This is a genomic window from Streptomyces sp. NPDC051041 (assembly GCF_044456065.1).
GTDB lineage: Bacteria > Actinomycetota > Actinomycetes > Streptomycetales > Streptomycetaceae > Streptomyces > Streptomyces glaucus.
On record NZ_JBITFM010000009.1, the window covers coordinates 67986 to 84896 of the forward strand.

Annotated in this window: 14 protein-coding genes; 5 read left to right on the forward strand and 9 right to left on the reverse strand. The window is 75.2% G+C overall.

The features are described from left to right. Nucleotides 1-14: 14 nt before the first annotated feature. On the reverse strand, nt 15-689 hold the full coding sequence (locus tag ACIBAI_RS16845) for a hypothetical protein (protein WP_399034876.1): 675 nt from the start codon (nt 687-689) through the stop codon (nt 15-17). A 196-nt stretch (nt 690-885) separates the two neighbouring features. Between ACIBAI_RS16845 and ACIBAI_RS16850 the strand changes: the two genes are divergently transcribed. Next, entirely contained in the window at nt 886-1314 is a 429-nt protein-coding gene (locus ACIBAI_RS16850; RefSeq protein ID WP_344606148.1) for a hypothetical protein, read from the forward strand. Between the two features lie 106 nt (nt 1315-1420). Here ACIBAI_RS16850 and ACIBAI_RS16855 read toward each other — a convergent pair whose 3' ends face one another. The 5 genes from ACIBAI_RS16855 to ACIBAI_RS16875 form a co-directional block, all read right to left on the reverse strand. Beyond that, nucleotides 1421-2506, reverse strand: a complete 1086-nt coding sequence (locus tag ACIBAI_RS16855) for a GNAT family N-acetyltransferase (RefSeq protein WP_399034878.1) — start codon at nt 2504-2506, stop codon at nt 1421-1423. 118 nt (nt 2507-2624) lie between these two features. Next, nucleotides 2625-3035 carry a hypothetical protein gene (locus ACIBAI_RS16860; protein ID WP_399034880.1) on the reverse strand — a complete coding sequence of 137 codons (411 nt, stop codon included), beginning with the start codon at nt 3033-3035 and terminating at the stop codon, nt 2625-2627. A 311-nt stretch (nt 3036-3346) separates the two neighbouring features. Next, nucleotides 3347-3808, reverse strand: coding sequence for a GNAT family N-acetyltransferase (locus ACIBAI_RS16865; RefSeq protein WP_344606142.1), 462 nt, complete (start codon nt 3806-3808; stop codon nt 3347-3349). A 270-nt stretch (nt 3809-4078) separates the two neighbouring features. Further along, the gene (locus ACIBAI_RS16870) at nt 4079-4486 is read right to left on the reverse strand and encodes an ATP-binding protein (RefSeq protein WP_399034883.1); all 408 of its coding nucleotides are present in this window, start codon (nt 4484-4486) and stop codon (nt 4079-4081) included. Nucleotides 4487-4696: 210 nt separating this feature from the next. Next, a complete protein-coding gene (locus ACIBAI_RS16875; RefSeq protein WP_344606138.1) occupies nt 4697-4843 on the reverse strand; it encodes a hypothetical protein in 147 nt (48 codons plus the stop codon). A 300-nt stretch (nt 4844-5143) separates the two neighbouring features. On the opposite strand from ACIBAI_RS16875, the gene ACIBAI_RS16880 reads away from it, so the two are divergent. Then, complete coding sequence (locus ACIBAI_RS16880; RefSeq protein WP_399034885.1) at nt 5144-6265, forward strand: amidinotransferase; 1122 nt, start codon at nt 5144-5146, stop codon at nt 6263-6265. Nucleotides 6266-6361: 96 nt separating this feature from the next. Here ACIBAI_RS16880 and ACIBAI_RS16885 read toward each other — a convergent pair whose 3' ends face one another. The 3 genes from ACIBAI_RS16885 to ACIBAI_RS16895 all read right to left on the reverse strand — a co-directional run bounded on the left by ACIBAI_RS16885 (nt 6362) and on the right by ACIBAI_RS16895 (nt 12367). After that, nucleotides 6362-6652, reverse strand: coding sequence for a zinc-ribbon domain-containing protein (locus tag ACIBAI_RS16885; protein ID WP_399034887.1), 291 nt, complete (start codon nt 6650-6652; stop codon nt 6362-6364). Between the two features lie 158 nt (nt 6653-6810). Then, on the reverse strand, nt 6811-7995 hold the full coding sequence (locus ACIBAI_RS16890; RefSeq protein WP_399034889.1) for a spore photoproduct lyase family protein: 1185 nt from the start codon (nt 7993-7995) through the stop codon (nt 6811-6813). Between the two features lie 370 nt (nt 7996-8365). Beyond that, nucleotides 8366-12367, reverse strand: coding sequence for a glycosyl hydrolase (locus ACIBAI_RS16895; protein ID WP_399034891.1), 4002 nt, complete (start codon nt 12365-12367; stop codon nt 8366-8368). 206 nt (nt 12368-12573) lie between these two features. Here ACIBAI_RS16895 and ACIBAI_RS16900 point away from each other — a divergent pair, with 206 nt between their 5' ends. From ACIBAI_RS16900 to ACIBAI_RS16910, 3 genes are all read left to right on the forward strand, one after another. Then, entirely contained in the window at nt 12574-13893 is a 1320-nt protein-coding gene (locus tag ACIBAI_RS16900) for an MFS transporter (RefSeq protein ID WP_399034893.1), read from the forward strand. A 69-nt stretch (nt 13894-13962) separates the two neighbouring features. Continuing rightward, complete coding sequence (locus ACIBAI_RS16905; protein ID WP_399034894.1) at nt 13963-15447, forward strand: arabinose isomerase; 1485 nt, start codon at nt 13963-13965, stop codon at nt 15445-15447. 148 nt (nt 15448-15595) lie between these two features. Next, nucleotides 15596-16822, forward strand: coding sequence for a cytochrome P450 (locus tag ACIBAI_RS16910; protein ID WP_399034896.1), 1227 nt, complete (start codon nt 15596-15598; stop codon nt 16820-16822). Nucleotides 16823-16911 lie beyond the last annotated feature (89 nt).

A 16911-nucleotide genomic window follows, 5' to 3' on the forward strand; every position in this document is an offset into this window, starting at 1 on the left:
GGACCGTTCGCCGCTCAGCGGAGGTCGATCAACCTGTGCAGGGGCGTGCCGTCCGCCCAGCGCCTCAGCAGCGCGCCGTCCACGAGGCGGGTGTTCCCGCCGGCCCGCGTCCACCGCACGTCCCTGGGGCCGAAGGCGCCGCGGTGCACGATCAGACGCAGGGGCGGCTCGCCGCCGGGCCCACGTGCGGGCGGAGCGGGCGGATCCTCGTCGGGCAGCGGCTCGGCGACGGGCCGGAACGCCACCTCCAGCCGCTGCCCGTCGCCCCGGCGGGCCTGCAGACGGGGCCGGACGCGCTCCCCGGCCGGGAAGCGGACGGACCAGCCGTCCCGGCGCAGCATCCGGGCGACGGCCAGCGCCAGACCCGCCACGTCCAGGTCCGCGATCTCCTCCGCGGTGTAGTAGCCGAGGCGCCGGCGCGCGGAGGGGCGGTGGCGCCGGACGAGGACCGGCACGGCGACGGCGGCGAGGGCCAGCACGGCGAGCGGCACCCCGATGCCGAGGGCGCGGTAGGCCGCCGCGACGCCCGCGACCGCGCCGGACAGCGCCGGCACGAGCCCGGCCAGCACCGGCAGCACCTCACGGAACTCGGGGCCGTACCGCCCCTGGGAGCGCAGGAGTCCCACCACCCGCCGTCGCCGGGCACGGCGCGACTCGCGCTCACCGGCTCTGCGGCGCCACCTCGTCACCGGGGCCAGCTCCCCCCTCCGCCGCGGGTGCGGATGTGTGCGAGGCATACCCGCCCCGGGCGGCGCCCCCTCGCCGAGGGTGCGTTTCGGACAGGATTTCGGCCGAAGTGCCGCCTGCCGGGCGGGAATCGGGGTCCGCCCCGGCCGAACGGGACGCGTCGCGTTTGCCGATCGCGCCCGAGGCAAGTCGGTGTCCATGAGCGAACCGAACAACGACACGAACCAGAAGCCCGGTTCCGCGCGAGCGACCGGGGACAAGGCCCGCCGCGCCGCGGACAAGGCGACCGCGCCCGCCGCGCAGGCCGCGAGGAACGGCACCCGGAAGGCCGGTGACGCCGCGTCAGCCGCCAAGGCGGGAGCCGCGCGTACGGCCGGGGCGGCCACGGAGGCCGCGCACACCGCGGCCCGGGGCGTGGAAACGGGCCGGCAGGCGCTCGCCACGGCGTCCGGGCAGGTCGCGGCCACGGCCCGGACGGCCTGGACGGTGATCGCCCACCGCAAGGCCCTCGCCGCCGGCGTCGGCGCCGGCCTGACCGCGCTGAGCGCCGCGTCGTACGCGGTGGGCCGGCGCGCGGGGCGGCACACGCACGGGCCCCTCACCCGGCTCACCGGCGGGCGGATCTGACCCCGCCCGGAGGCGGGCCGGGAGCGACGCCCCGCGGCCACCGACGGCGCGGCCGAGGGGCGTCCCACCCCCGTTCCCGTCCTCCCGGGCGGACTCCCCGCCCGCCTCACCGCGCGCGCAGCCGCCCCAGTTCCTCCAGTGTGCGCGCGGCGGCGCCGGCCAGCCGGGGGCGGCCGCGCACGAAGCGCCGGGCGGCCCGTGCCGGTTCCCGCGCCAGCCGGTACGCGGCCCCGCCCGGCCGCGCACGCACCACCGCGCCCTCGTACACCCGCAGGTCGCGGGTCTTGAACGACTCCTTGTAGCGGGCCGCCCCGCTGCCCAGGTCGACCGTCCCGATCCCGTCGGCGGCCGCGGCCTCCAGCATGCGCAGCAGCAGCACCAGCCCGGGGGAGTACCGGCCGTACGCGCGGTCGTAGGCCGGGAACCACCAGGACAGCACCGTGCGTGAGCGCAGCCCGAAGTGAGCGGCCACCGGCCGGTCGGCGGCGTACAGCACGGACAGCACCCCCCGGCACTCGGGTTCGTCGCCGTCGGCCAGCAGCTCCACCAGCCGGGTGATCCACTCCTGCGCGAACCGGTCCCGCCGGCCCGTCCTGCGGTACTGCGCGGACTTCCACCGCATCAGCGCCCGCAGGGCGTCCGGGTCCCGGGCGTCGTACTCGAACCGCACCTCGCCGACCTGCCGGGCGAGCTTCCGCTCCTTGGCCAGGGTCTGTCTCAGCGAGCTCGGCGAGGTCACCCGCAGCCGCCGCGCGTACCGTTCGAACCCCCCGTCGAGGTCGACGACCGGGGAGGCCGACTCCTCCACCGCGTACGGGAGGAACAGGCCCTGACCGGCCTCCAGGTTGTCGAACTCCCAGGACGACAGCGCGCAGGCCGCCAGCAGCCTGCGCGCGTCGAGCCGGATGCCGGGGCGCAGGACGGCCCCCTGGCTGTCCGACACGCCCAGTCCGACCGCCCGGCCCTGCCCCAGCGGCCCGCGCTCGTGGGGGAAGAACCCGACCGGGGACCCGTCCTCCTGCAGCACCGCCACTCTGGCTCCCGGCCTGACCCGGCCTACGGCCGCGGTGAACTCCGGGTCGAGGAACGGGTTCGCCGGTGCTCCGCACTCGGCGCGGATCTCCCGCCACATCTTGTGGTCGTCGGAGCTCAGCTCCTCCGGCCTGAGAACGAGAATGCGCTTTCCGGGCACGCCTGCCTCCTGTGTCGTGGAAGGGAGAGGGACACACGAGGGCCTGCCCGGACGGCGGACGGGCACCAGACAGCACTGGAGCCGCATGGCACAGGCCCTCGCCGGGACCTGCCGCCGCTCAGCAGCGGAACGTCTGCAGTGCGGGAGCGCTCCGGGTGACGTCACCCGTGCCGGGACGCTCCGCCGCTCCCGCGCGGCGGAGGTCCGTACCGCCCCGGTCCACCACGCCCGTGCGCGCCGGGCCACCCGGCACCGCGTGGCCGGACCCGGCCGCCCCGGCGGTTCTCGGCGACCGGGCGGCGGAATGGCGGACCGACGTGTCCTCGGCGCACGGACACGGCTGCCCGGCGGCTTCGGTCCCGGCGGCTTCGGTTCCGGCGGCCGGCGCGTCGTCGGGCGTCGCGGCGTCCGCCGCCGCCACGGCCCGCGCCGCCGTGCCCGAGTCCGGCCCGCCGCCCGGGCCGAGGAGGTGCAGCAACAGCAGCGCGGCGGCCAGGACCGCCGCCACCGCCCACCGCCGCCGCATCATCGGGCCCCTGACCTGCGTCTCAGCGGGGCGGACAGAAGAGGTCGGGCTACGGGTCCGGCACAGGCGGAGTCCCCGCAACCCCCCGGCCGCGCCTTCCAGTAGGCCGAGTGCATCGCGTCCCGTCAAGCCCTCGGGGAACGATTCGGTCCCGCGTCCCGCGTCGGCGCCCGGCCCCCGGAGCCGGGGCGGGGGACGGGCGCGCGAGCATCGCCGCGGACCGGCCGGCGCCCGTCACGCGGCGTCCGGCGCCGTGCGGACACGCCGCGACCGGCCGGCGCCGCGGGGAACGCCGGCGGCGGTCCGGGGTCCCGTCACCAGACCTCGCCCTCCGGCGGCAGCGGCCGCTCGAAGACGGCCATGGGTCGGCCGGGGCCGTGGTAGTCCTCGACGACCCGCGTGCCGAAGCCGAGGCTGCGGTGGAAGGCGAGCGAACCGGTGTTCCCGACCGACGTGACGGCCTTCAGCCTCCGGGCGCCCTGCTCACGCGCGGCCTGCGCGAACGCCGCGTAGAGACGCCGCCCCAGACCGGTGCCGCGGGCGTCGTCCCGCGTGGCGACCAGATGGACGTATCCCGTTCCGGAGGGCGTGACGAAACCGATGAGGTATCCGCGGACGCCGTCCGCGCCGCGGGCCACCAGGCAGGTGGAGCCGAACTCGTGCACCAGGGAGAACAGGTGCAGCGACCTCAGGTCGCGCTCGCCCCAGTACCGCGCGTGCTGCTCCAGCACGTCGTGGAGGTCGCTGATCCGGGCCGGTGTGATCTCCGCGTCCATACGGATGATCGTGCCAGGCCCGGATGCGCGGCGGGCGGGGACGCCGCTACCGGGCCGGTGCGCCGGGTCCGTCCGGCGAACCCCCGCTTCCCGCGCGGCACCCGGGACGTCACCGACCGCGGCGCGGTCCGGGGGTCCGCCCGGCGGCACGGCGCTCCCCGGCCCGTCCCCGGCGCCGGTCGCCGGCATCCGCACCGGCCTTCGCGGTCCGCGGCGCGGGTCGTCCGTGCAGGGTTCCGTCCGCGGTGCGGGCCGGTTCCGGGGCGCGGGTCAGTTCCGGGGGCCGCGGAAGCAGGCGGTGACCGTCTTGCCGTGGGGGCAGGGGCGGGTCTCCCAGGTGTCGGCCAGCGCGTCGACGAGGAACATGCCGCGCCCCCCGACGCGCTCGGTGCTGGGGGTGCGGGGCGAGGGCAGGGTGGTGGAGGTGTCGTGCACGGAGATGTGCAGGCAGCGGTCGTCCCAGGTCAGGATGAGCTGGGCGTTGCTGCGCGCGTGGGCGTGGGCGTTGGTGACCAGCTCCGAGACGGTCAGCAGGACGGCGTCCACGGTCTCGGGGGCGCTGGTGGTCCAGCCCAGGGCGTCCAGGTGTTCACGCGCCCAGTCCCGTGCCGCTTTCACCTCCGTGTCCAACGGCAGGGAGCGGGCCCAGCCCACCGCGCGGAGTGACGTTCGATCCACGGCGTTCCTTTCCTGGTCCGACTGTACTGGGGGAGACGGCCCCGACACGGGGGGTGACGCCGCCCCGGCGAACCGGTCCCCGGGGCGCCCCCGACACGGGGCAGGGGGATGCCGACCCGGTGCGGACCGGCGTGCGCGCGGTCCCCGCGACAGCCGCGCGGCCCGGTCACACGGGATGCCGGGCCGCGCGGGGGGTGGGGGGCACGACGGTCAGCGGTGGCCGCGGAGCCTGCCCAGCAGACGCTGGGCCTGCGCCCGGCGCCGCGGGTCGGCCGCGGCCCGCCGGGCCTGCTCGGTCGCACGCCGTCCCTGAGGGCTCCGGGCGAACTGCTTGATGCGGTTCATCATGCCGGGCATGGGGTCCCTTCCTTCGGATGTCGGATCTGGTTCCTCCTGTCCTCCGGTTACCCATTGCAGACATATCCAGCCCACCCGTCCGGGTCCGTGTGCCCGTGCCGCGTCCTGCCCTCCGGCAGGGCGGGTTCCGGCGTGTCGCGCAGGGCCGCGTCCGGACATTCACTTCCGGTAACGCATTGGATATGGTGAGTCACCGGCCTGGTCGAAAAGCGGTCGAGTGCGACGGTAGTGCGGATACCCGGCATTCCGGTGCCGGCGGCGGACAACGATTGCCCATACACGCCCTGGGGGCCACGTGTGATGTCGACACCATCAGTCACCACTGCCGACGCGGCGGAACCGCTCGTCTCACCGGTCGGTTCGCACAACGAGTGGGACCCGCTGGAGGAGATCATCGTCGGCCGCCTCGACGGCGCGACGATCCCCTCCGACCACCCGGTGGTGACCTGCAACATCCCGCCGTGGGCGGCGCGGTTGCAGGGACTGGCCGCCGGTTTCAGATACCCGCGGCTGCTGGTCGAGCGGGCGCGCCAAGAGCTCGACCAGTTCATCGCCCTCCTGGAGTCCCTCGACGTCACGGTCAGGCGCCCGGCCCCGGTCGACCACCGGCAGCGCTTCAGCACCCCCGACTGGTCGTCGCGCGGTTTCTGCAACTCCTGCCCGCGCGACAGCATGCTCGTGATCGGCGACGAGATCATCGAGACCCCGATGGCATGGCCGTGCCGGTACTTCGAGACCCATTCCTACCGGGAGATCCTCAAGGACTACTTCCGGCGCGGCGCGCGCTGGACGGCGGCGCCGAAGCCGCAGCTCACCGACGCGCTGTTCGAGAAGGACTTCCGTGTCCCGGGGCCGGGCGAGCCCATGCGCTACATCCTCACCGAGTTCGAGCCGGTCTTCGACGCGGCGGATTTCGTCCGCGCGGGGCGCGACCTGTTCGTGACGCGGAGCAACGTCACCAACCGCATGGGCATCGAATGGCTGCGCCGCCACCTCGGACCCGGCTACCGCATCCACGAGATCGAGAGCCGCTGCCGTACGCCCATGCACATCGACACCACCTTCATCCCGCTCGCGCCCGGCAAGGCACTGGTCAATCCCGAGTACGTCGACGTCGACCGCCTGCCCGACGTCCTGAGCTCGTGGGACATCCTGATCGCCCCCGAGCCGGACCCGATCGACGAGCACCTGCTGAAGATCACCTCGATGTGCGGCAGATGGCTCAGCATGAACGTGCTCATGGTCGACGAGAAACGGGTGATCGCGGAGCGGCACCACACCGAGATGCTGCGCGCACTGGAGAAGTGGGGTTTCGAGCCGATCCCCTGCGACCTGCTGCACTACGCGCCGTTCGGCGGCTCCTTCCACTGCGCCACCCTCGACGTGCGGCGTCGCGGCACCCTGGAGTCGTACACCGGCTGACCGGTTCGCCGGCCGGCGAACCGACCGGCCCGCACGCGCCGTCCGGCCCGCACGCGCCGTCCGGCCGGCGCCCGCCGGACGGCCGCCGGACGCCGCTCAGGGCTGGTACGGCTGCTGCCGCGGCTGCCCGTGCGCCTGACCGCCGTGCCCGGCGGCGGCCTGCGCCCGGAGCTGCTCCGCCTGCTCCTCGGTCACCTTCTGCTCCGTCCCGCAGAAGGTGCACTGCGTCGTGTACTTCGTCGAGAGGGGGAACAGGGGCACGAAGAACAGGGTGAACTTCGTGACGCGCTTCCTGAGCGTGTGCGCGGAGGGGTTGCCGCAGCGGCCGCACACCAGCGTCAGTATCGCGAGCTGGTACAGGTATCCCTTGGTGCCGAAGATGATCATGTCGTCGTCCTTCCCCGGTCCGTGCTCGCCGACACGGCGCGGGCGAGCGGCACGGCGCGGTCACACCTGACAGTCTCGGGCATCCGGCCGGTCCGCCGCCCCGCGAACGGGCGGAGCCGGCGCACCGGGGCGGGCCGCCCCGTCCGCGGGGGCGGCGCTCAGAAGGCGTAGCGGACGCGCAGCCAGGGGGCGTGGGCGGCGACGAGTCCGCGCAGGACGCGCACCGCCCCGGCCTTCACACCGCTGCGGTAGCGGACGTTCAGGGCGCCGTTCTCGGAGCGCTTGGCTTGCTGGAGAGCCGGCTGCCACAGCACCTCCTCGGCCCGCGGATGCCAGCCGAGGTTGACCTCGTGGAGCTCCTGGTTGTGCGTCAGCATGATCACCTCCGCGGCCGCCTGCCGCTTGACCCGGTCGGGCAGGACGTCGTCGAGCTGCCTCAGCAGCTCGGTCCAGGCCTCCCGCCAGCCCGGGCGGACGACGACGGGGGAGAGGTTGAAGTGCACCTCGTAGCCGGCGTCCAGGAAGTCACCGGCGGCGGCGATGCGGTCGGCGACCGGCGAGGTGCGTATGTCCAGCAGCCGGGAGTCGTCCGCGGGCATGAGGGAGAAGCGGATCCGGGTACGGCCGCGCGGGTCCAGGTCCAGCAGGTCGGGGTTGACGAACTTGGTGGCGAAGGAGGCCTTGGCGGTCGGCCACTGCCGGAAGGCGTGGACGAGGTCGGCGGTGTTGTCGCAGATCAGGGCGTCCACCGAGCAGTCGCCGTTCTCCCCGATGTCGTACACCCACGCCTGGGGGTCGCACTGGTTGGGTTCGGTCTTGGGCCCCTGGCGCGCGACGTGCCGGCCCAGGTGGGCGATGATCCGGTCGATGTTCGTGAAGACGGTGACGGGGTTGGCGTAGCCCTTGCGGCGGGGGACGTAGCAGTAGGCGCAGGCCATCGCGCAGCCGTTGGAGGCGCCCGGGGCGATCCAGTCCGCGGAGCGGCCGTTGGGGCGGACGGTCAGCGTCTTCTTCTCCCCCAGGACGAGCGTCTCGCCCTTGACCCGCACCCACCGTCCGACGTGCCCGGCGTTGCCGTGCAGCCCCGGGATGCGCCAGTGGGAGTCCACCTCGACGAGGCGCGCGGCGGGAAACCGCGCCAGGATCTGCCGGCCGCGGGGCGACGCGGCGGCCGCGGGCTCCGCGTGGATCTCCCCCACCGGCAGCAGACGGCGGGCCGCGGGGGAGTCGCGGAACAGCGGCCCGGTACGGGGCGAGCGGTCCGGATCGGGGGATCCCAGGGCGTCGAGGCCGAACAGGGCGCCGGAGCCGTCGTCGTCCGGGGCGGTGAAGGGGAGGGACATGACTGCTCCGGGACGGGTGCTACGGCGGGACGGGCGCCGACGGCGGCGGTGTGCCGCGGACGGAACCAGACATTCCACTGTACGCACACCGGGCGGCGGCCACGAACGCCGGAACCGGCCGCGCCCGCGCCGCTGTGCCCCGCACGGTCCGCCGCCGCGACGGACACGTCCAGGGACACACGTCTTCGCCCCGGACCCGGCCCGCGGGGCCCCACGCCGCCGGCGCCCGGTGAGCCGGGCCGGAAGGCCTGCGGCGGATCGCCGACCACGGTCCGCCGGCCGGGTCCGGCGGCGTTCACGCGCGTCGCCGGACCCGGCCGCCGCCGGCGCGTCGGACACCCGGCGCACCCCCGGGAACCCCGGGTCCGGGTCACCGGGCGCCGTCGCCGCCGGGCCGCGGGATCCGCAGCGTCACCGGTCCCAGCAGGCCCGACACCCGCTGGGACGGGAAGGCCCACGCGGTCGGCGTGGCCTCGGCGAGATACGGCGCCAGGGTGTTGCGGACGGTCACGTCGACCCGGACGGTCCGCCCGGCCGCGCCGCGCAGCGGGAAGCGGTACGGGGCGCAGAACGCCTCGCCGGCCGGCTCCCCGTCCAGCCAGACCTCGACGCTGCCCCGCACCCGTCCGAGATCCAGCACGGGATCCGGCCCCGGCGGCACCCGCAGCGCACGCGAGTAGGTCACGCCCCCGCTCCAGCCGCCCAGCCCCAGCGACCGCCAGTCCCCCAGGCCCAGCGGCGCGGGCACGGTGCGCACGCGCACGGGCCCGCGCCAGGCCGAGCCGCCCCGCAGGACGGCCGTGGGCGCGGTGACGACCTCGACGACCGTGGGCCCGGGAGACGGCGGGGACAGCGTGAGCACCGGGCCGTCGAGGGGACGCGGCGGGCCGCCGCCGACCCGCACCCGCGCGGGAAGCGCCAGCGGAAGATCGACCGACACGGTGCCCGCGGGCACCGTGAAGCGGAAGCGCTGCACCGCCTCGCGGACGTCGTCGGTGCTGCGCAGCGGCCACGCCCGCCGGCCGAGCACGGGCGGGCCGGCCAGCCACTCCGCGTCCGGCAACGGGTGCGGCCGTACCGCGGCGTGGCAGTGCTGCAACTCGCCCCGCCTGTCCTCGTCCTCGACGGCGCGGCCCCGCCACCGGCCCGATGCGGCCTCCCAGCCCGCGCCGCTGACCAGCGCGGTCACCGTGGACCCCGACCGCGCCACGAGGTCGGCGTAGACCGCGTCCCGCAGGCGTGCGCCGTCCGTCACGACGCGCAGCGTGTGCTCGCCCGCCGGGAGGGTCAGCGCGTGGCGGAAGAACACCGGCACCGCGCCCCAGTCCGCCTCGTAGTACTCCGCCTTCTCCTGCCGCGCCACGACGGCCTCGCCGAGCAGCACCGTGACCGCCGCCGCGGCGCCCACGACGAGCACCGCCTCCGCGCCGCCGCGCGGGATCCGCAGCCGCGCGCGGTACGTCACCTGGCCCCGCGGCCGTACGCCGTCCGGCAGGCGCATGAAGCGCGGACGCGGCGCGAACGCGCCCGGCGCGGACAGGCAGAAGAAGCTGCCGAGCGGGGTGCCGGCGGAGGCGGAGATCACCGAGGGGCGGTCCCGGGCGTCGGACAGCTCGTACTCCAGGACGTTGCGGGACCGCTCCACCACCACCCGGGCGGAGGCCAGGTACCCGCCGTCGCCCGCGGCCAGCCGCTCGCCGTTCCACCACACGCGCTTGGCCGCCTCCGCGCCGACGTGCAGGTCGGCGGGTCCCCGGCGGCCGGTCTCCACGATCGCCCGGACCCGGGCGGCCCGCCCGCTCCCCGGCACCGGGACGCGGACGAACTCCTCGGCGACCAGCCCCTTGGTGCCGAGCAGCCCGCCCTGGTCCGGGATGCCGCGGCTCGGCGAGTACACCGACACCTCCCAGCCCGCGTCCGGCGGTACGAGGGGCAGCTCTCCGGCCAGGACCCGTGCGGCGGACACCGCGTCCAGCGGTTCGGGGGCCCGCGCGCGGGGCACCGGGGGCAGGACGCGCACCCGGTCGCCGTACGTCGCCCGAGCCCGTCCCCACTCCGCGTCCGGCGCGTCGCCCTCGGTCCACCGCATGTCCCAGATCTGCGGCTCGTCGACGGGCGTCCCCGGCGGCAGCGCCAGGTCGCCCCAGGTGTTGTCCAGGGTGGGGACCAGCCGGCCCTGCCAGCCGGCCGAGACGTCGGCCGCCTCCTCCGGCTCCCGCGCCGGCGGGGCGGGAGCCGGGTGCGCGGGCGGGCCCTCGCGCCAGACGACGAGGACGGCGGGGGCGCCCTCCAGCGGCACCTCGACGGTCGAGATCCCTTCCGCGGAGACCGCGACGGGCGCGGGGACGCGGGTGCCGGTCGCCGGGTTCCAGACCTCGGCCTCGGCGACCGGGGCCCGCACGGTCACGGACGAGGCGCGGGCGTAGCGGGAGGGGTCGACGACGTGGCTCTCGCGCGGCCCCGGGGAGCCGGCGCGCGGCCCGGGCAGGCCGGCGTCGGGGAAGGCGCCCGTCACCAGGGCGACCCCCTCGTTCCCCCGCCTCCTGACCAGCAGCGGCACCTCGCCCGTGGCGTGCCCGGCCGCGTCGGCCACCGCGGCCGCGCAGGCCCCGGCGTCGCGGACCCGCTCCAGCCGCGGATGCGCCGACAGCGCCGCGACCACGGAGTCGTCACCGGCCAGACCGGCGGCCGTGGCGGGAGGACGCCCCACGACCACGACCCGCCCGCCGGCGTCGAGCAGCTCGGTCAGCCGGCGCGCCGTGTCCTCCTCCAGCACGCTCGCCGACGGCAGCAGCACCGCCCGGTACGCCAGGTCCCTGATCCGCAGGGCGCCGTCGGCGGCCCGGGCGCGCCGGACCGAGTCGTCGTCGATGACGTCGAAGGACACGCGGTGCAGGTCCAGGGCGCCGATCCGGGGGGCGAGCCAGTTGTTCGTGCCGCACAGGTCCAGGTAGTGCCGCTGCGTCTCGTCGGCGTCGGCGTAACCGTCGCCGAGCCGGCCGTCGCCGAAGTGGCGGACGGGCGCGTCCAGCGGGACGAGGGCCTGCACGGTCGCGGTGGGGTGCAGCACCGCCACGGCGGTGTCGTAGCTGCCCCAGGACATGATCGAGCAGATCCGGGCCACGGCCCGCGCGAACGCCGGGTACTGCCGCCAGTAGGGCTGGCGCCAGTCGGTGGACGGCGGCGCCCACTCGAACCAGCCGCCCGCCGTGCCGAAGTAACTCGCGTGCGGGTTGTACAGGTTGGCGCCGCTGCGCAGGAACGGCAGCAGCCAGTCGTAGGTGTCCTCCAGGGTGCCGCCCCAGCCGGAGGAGTGGAACGCCTCGATCCACACGCGTTCGTGGCCGTAGAGATGGGCCAGGGAGGAGTGGACCTTGGCGTCGCCGTGGTGGTCGGTGCCGGCGGCCCCGTACCAGCGGTGGGTGCGGAAGTAGTCGGTGTACAGCTGCGTCGACTGGACCGGGTGGCCCGCGCGGGCGGGATGCGCCTGGTCGCAGCCCAGCAGCATGCCGCGCTCGCGGTGCCAGGCGGCGAGCGGCCGGAAGAGGGCCTCCTCGGTGAGCTGCGCGCGGACGGCGTAGTAGTCGGCGCGGACCTTCGCCGCTTGCCCGCCGGCGCCGGCGCCGAACAGGGCCGGCAGGTGGTCGAGCAGGTCGTAGCCGCGCCGGGCGCGGAACTCCGCCGGGAAGCGGCCGGTCCAGGCGTTCGTGGGCGGCAGTTCGTCCTGGAAGCTGCCCGCGACGACCCCGCCCAGGTACCGCGGCACGCGCCGGTCGTACTCGTGGTGGACCGCGTCCATCAGCAGCCCGACGGCATGCGGGTCCAGGTAGTCGAACGCCGTGGGGACGGCGGTGACGAGCCGTACGCGGGTGCCGTCGGCGGCCGCGACCCGCGCGGGCCCGGTGACCGGCAGACGCCGGCCGTCGGCGTCGTACGCGCCCACCAGCGTCTCGGCGTCCCGCAGGGCGACCGCGCCCCGGGAGACGGCCGCGGTACGCGAGCGCAGGGCCCGGCCGGCGGCCTCGGGGTGCCGCCGGGTGACGCCGCCCTGCACGTTGGCGCCGGAGAACCCGATCTGGTCGTAGAACCACAGGCGCATACCGAGGTCCGCGGCGGTCTCGCAGGCGTCGGTGAAGCGGGCCCACCACTCCTCGCCGAACCACGCCGGTTCGTCGGCCCGGGCGCCGAACCCCGGGCCGGCCGGCGCCAGATTGATCACCACGAGGTTGTGGACGCCGCCGTCCGCGAACCGGCGCATCTGCCACCTCAGACGCTCGCGGGTGACTTCCGCGCCCGACCACCACCACAGGGGAGTGGGGCCGAAGTCCCGGGGCGGTGCGTCGAAGAGCCGCCGCAGCGAGGGGGAGAGCACGGCTGCGCTCCTTCCCCTGGAACGTTTCTGACGTCCCCTCACCGTAGGCGGCCCGGGGCGTTCGCGCCATATCCCGCAAGAGGGGCGGGAAAGCGGCGTCATGCGGCGGATGCGTGCCCGACACCTTGTTGCAACGTTTTTCCGCCCCTATATTCGCTGCGACCCGGCCCCGGGGCCGCGAGGTCCCCAGACGACGGAGTCGCATCATGGCCCGCACACCGCCCGTCCCCGGCCCGGCCGCCCCGGACCCCGCCCGGCGGCCGATCCCGAGACATCTGTGGCGGGCGGCGGCCCTGTCGGGCATGGCCTCGTACCTCGACGCCGGACTGATCGTCAGCATCTCCGTCAACCTGGCCGTCTACCGGGACGGTTACGGCATGGGCGTGTGGATGGCCGGGGCGATCAGCGCGATCGTCACCGTCTGCATCGCCGTCGGATCCCTCGTCGGCGGATGGCTCGCGGACCTGTTCGGCCGGCGCCGCGTCTACAACTGGGACATCTTCTGCTTCGCGCTGGGGGCGGTGGTCGTCACCCTGGCGCCGAACGACATCGTGCTGCTGGTCGGCGTCCTCGTCGCGGGGCTCGCGGCCGGCGCCGACCTGCCGACCTCCCTGGCCGTGGTCTCGGACGCCGCCCCGGCCTGGGCGCGGGGGCGGCTCGTGGCTTTCACCCAGGTCATGTGGATGCTGGGCATCGCCGTCGCCGCCCTCCTCGGCTTCGTCCTGTCGACCGCGGGCATGACCGGGGCGCGGCTGGTCACCGGCCAGCTGGCCCTCGCCGCCCTCGTCACCTGGCTGCTGCGCGCCCGGCTGAAGCCGCCCGCCGGGCACGACGCGCCGGAGGACCGGGCCGCCGGCCGGGAGACGGAGGACGCGGCCGTCCCGCACGGCGTCAGGGCGAAGGACATCTGGACGCGTGCCGCCCTGCTGCCGATGGCGGCGACGTTCGTCTTCTACGTCACCTGGGGCCTGGGCGCCAACACCCTCGGCCAGTTCGGCACCTATCTGCTGGTGACCGTCAGCGACGCCTCGCAGAGCCTGGCCACCGGGATCAACCTGGCCTTCATCCCGATCGGCGTGGCGCTCACCCTCGCCTTCGTCCGCGTCGCCGACAGCCCCTGGCGCGACCGGCTGTTCCACGTGGCCGCCGCCGTGCAGGTGCTCGCCTTCGTCGTCGCCGCGCTCACCGCCGGCGCCCTGGCCGGCATGCTCGTCTTCTTCGTCCTCTACCAGCTCTCCAACCCCTTCGCGGGCGAGGCCAACTACAAGGTCTGGTCGCAGCTCACGCTGCCCGCGGAGACCCGCGGCACCACCCAGGGCCTCACCTACGCCCTGTCGCGCGGGGTCTTCGCGGTCGCCGCGTTCTTCACCCCGGCGCTGGCCGAGTACAGCGCGGCCGTCCTCCTCTGGTCGATCACCGCCTGCATGGCACTGGCGGCGTTCGCGGGCGTCTTCGTCATCCGCGTCCTCGTCCCGCGCGCCCCCGGCGCCGCCGCCCGCCCGCACCCGAGGGCCGCCCGCACCTGAAGGCCGCCCGGAGCCGAGGGCCGCCCGGGCCGGGCCGGCCCTCACCGGACCACACAAGGAGCACCGACCATGGCAACGACCCAACCCCGGACGGGCACGACCGAGGACCGCGCCGCCGCACGGACCGCCGTCCTGCGCGACCTGCTCCCGCCGGCCGTCCGCCGCCGCACCCGGATCGGGCTGGTCGCCGGCGGACTGGGCACCTACTGGCCGCAGTTCCCCGGTCTCCTCCCGCAACTGCGGGAGTCGGCCCACTATGTCGCCGAGCGCCTCGGGCGCATGGACGCGGAGGTGACCGACGCCGGATTCGTCTCCGACGCCGAGGAGGCGGCGGCCGCCGCCGAGAAGCTGCGCCGGACCGACTGCGACCTGATCGTGCTGTTCCTGGCCACCTACCTGACCTCGTCGATGGTGCTTCCGATCGCGCAGCGCGCGCACGCCCCGGTCCTCGTCGTCGACCTCCAGCCGACCGAGAGGATGGACCACGCGTCCTTCGACACCGGCGCCTGGCTGGCCTACTGCGGACAGTGCCCGGTGCCCGAGACCGGCAACGTCTTCCGCCGGGCCGGCATCCCCTTCCGGTCGGTCTCGGGCTGGCTGCGCCAGGAGTCCGCCTGGCGGCGCGTCGAGCAGTGGATCCGCGCCGCGCACGTCCGCGCAGCGCTGCGGCACGCCCGGCACGGCCTCATGGGGCACCTGTATCCGGGGATGCTGGACGTGTCGACCGATCCGACGCTGCTGGCGGCCACGTTCGGCTCGCACGTGGAGGTGCTGGAGTTCGACGATCTGCGGCACCGGGTGGAGCAGGTCACCGAGGCGCAGACCCGGGAGCGCATGGCGCTCGCCCGGCGGGTCTTCACCCTCGACGACAGCGTCGTGGACGAGGACTTCGCCTGGGGCGCGACCGTGTCGGTCGCGCTCGACCGGCTCGTCGAGGACTTCGGGCTCGACACCCTGGCGTACTACCACCGCGGGCTCGACGGCGAACTGCACGAGCGGCTCGGCGCCGGCATGATCCTGGGCGCCTCCCTGCTCACCGCCCGAGGCGTGCCCGCGGCCGGTGAGTACGAACTGCGCACCAGCGTCGCCCAGCTGGCCACCCAGTGCGTCGGCGCCGGGGGGTCCTTCACCGAGATCCAGGCCCTGGACTTCCGGGACGGCGTGGTGGAGATGGGCCACGACGGGCCGGGCCACCTCGCCGTCAGCTCCCGCGACCCGCTGCTGCGCGGGCTCGGCGTCTACCACGGCAAGCGCGGCTGGGGCGTGAGCGTGGAGTTCGACGTCCGGCACGGCCCCGTCACCCTCCTCGGCCTCGGCCAGGACCCCGGCGGCGCCCTCTCCTTCGTCACCTCCGAGGGGACCGTCGTCCCCGGTCCGCTGCTGGAGATCGGCAACACCACCAGCCGGGTGGACTTCGGCCGCGACCCCGGGGAGTGGGTCGACGCCTGGAGCGCCACCGGCGTCGGCCACCACTGGTCCCTCGCCGTCGGCCACCACGCGGCCGACTTCCGCGCCGCCGCGAGCCTGCTCGGCATCGACCACCGGCAGGTGTGACCGAGCCGGGGCCACGCGGTACGGCCCAGGGGCGATTTCCGGCCATCGGCCGTTCCTCGCGCACCAGTCGGCCAGGACTCCGCTGTTCGGGCCGATCGATGATCAATAGCCTTGCGCGGTACGCCCGTCACCGAGCCCAGGGAGCTCCATGTCCACCGCGCAGCAGGTCCCCGACATCCTCTCGCCCGAGTTCGCCGCGGACCCCTACCCGGCCTACCGCGTGATGCGGGAGAGCGCTCCCCTCTTCTGGCACGAGGCCACCCGGAGCTACATCATCTCGCGCTACGAGGACGTGGAGCGGGTCTTCAAGGACAAGAACGGCGAGTTCACCACCGACAACTACACCTGGCAGATCGAGCCCGTGCACGGCAGGACGATCCTCCAGCTCAGCGGGCGCGAGCACGCGGTGCGGCGCGCGCTCGTCGCCCCGGCCTTCCGCGGCAGCGACCTGCGGGAGAAGTTCCTGCCCGTGATCGAGCGCAACTCCCGCGAACTGATCGACGCGTTCCGGCACACCGGATCCGCCGACCTGGTGGCCGACTACGCGACCCGCTTCCCCGTCAACGTGATCGCGGACATGCTGGGCCTGGACAAGGCCGACCACGCGCGCTTCCACCGCTGGTACACCTCGGTCATCGCCTTCCTCGGCAACCTCTCGGGCGACCCCGAGGTGACCGCGGCCGGGGAGCGGACCCGGGCGGAGTTCGCCGAGTACATGTTCCCGATCATCAGGGAGCGCCGCGAGAACCTCGGCGACGACCTGCTGTCCACCCTGTGCGCCGCCGAGGTCGACGGCGTGCGGATGAGCGACGAGGACATCAAGGCCTTCTGCAGCCTGCTGCTCGCCGCGGGCGGCGAGACCACGGACAAGGCGATCGCCGGCATCTTCGCCAACCTCCTGCTCCACCCCGAGCAGCTGGCGGCCGTACGGGAGGACCACGGCCTGATCCCCCGCGCCTTCGCCGAGACGCTGCGCTGGACACCCCCGGTCCACATGATCATGCGGCAGTCGGCCACCGAGGTCACGCTCAGCGGCGGCACCGTCCCGGCCGGGGCCACCGTCACCTGCCTGATCGGCGCCGCCAACCGGGACGAGAGCCGGTACCGCGACCCCGACCGGTTCGACATCTTCCGCGACGACCTCACGGTGACCACCGCCTTCTCGGCCGCCGCGGACCACCTCGCCTTCGCGCTCGGCCGGCACTTCTGCGTGGGCGCCCTGCTCGCCAAGGCCGAGGTCGAGACCGGGGTCTCCCAGCTCCTGGACGCCATGCCCGACCTGCGGCTCGCCGACGGCTTCGACCCCGTCGAACAGGGCGTCTTCACCCGTGGACCGCAGTCCCTGCCGGTGCGGTTCACCCCCGCGGCGGCCTGAGCCCGCGGGCCCGGCGGGCGGACGGCCGCCGGGCCTCGCACGGCGTCCCGGACGGCGGCGCTCCCGCGGCCCGGACGGCGGCCGCCCCG

Coding starts and splice junctions, on each gene's coding strand:
- ACIBAI_RS16860 (WP_399034880.1), bottom strand. CDS start 3,035: ATGATGCGGCGGCGGTGGGCGGTGGCGGCGGTCCTGGCCGCCGCGCTG.
- ACIBAI_RS16900 (WP_399034893.1), top strand. CDS start 12,574: ATGGCCCGCACACCGCCCGTCCCCGGCCCGGCCGCCCCGGACCCCGCC.
- ACIBAI_RS16890 (WP_399034889.1), bottom strand. CDS start 7,995: ATGTCCCTCCCCTTCACCGCCCCGGACGACGACGGCTCCGGCGCCCTG.
- ACIBAI_RS16850 (WP_344606148.1), top strand. CDS start 886: ATGAGCGAACCGAACAACGACACGAACCAGAAGCCCGGTTCCGCGCGA.
- ACIBAI_RS16875 (WP_344606138.1), bottom strand. CDS start 4,843: ATGCCCGGCATGATGAACCGCATCAAGCAGTTCGCCCGGAGCCCTCAG.
- ACIBAI_RS16905 (WP_399034894.1), top strand. CDS start 13,963: ATGGCAACGACCCAACCCCGGACGGGCACGACCGAGGACCGCGCCGCC.
- ACIBAI_RS16910 (WP_399034896.1), top strand. CDS start 15,596: ATGTCCACCGCGCAGCAGGTCCCCGACATCCTCTCGCCCGAGTTCGCC.
- ACIBAI_RS16865 (WP_344606142.1), bottom strand. CDS start 3,808: ATGGACGCGGAGATCACACCGGCCCGGATCAGCGACCTCCACGACGTG.
- ACIBAI_RS16880 (WP_399034885.1), top strand. CDS start 5,144: ATGTCGACACCATCAGTCACCACTGCCGACGCGGCGGAACCGCTCGTC.
- ACIBAI_RS16885 (WP_399034887.1), bottom strand. CDS start 6,652: ATGATCATCTTCGGCACCAAGGGATACCTGTACCAGCTCGCGATACTG.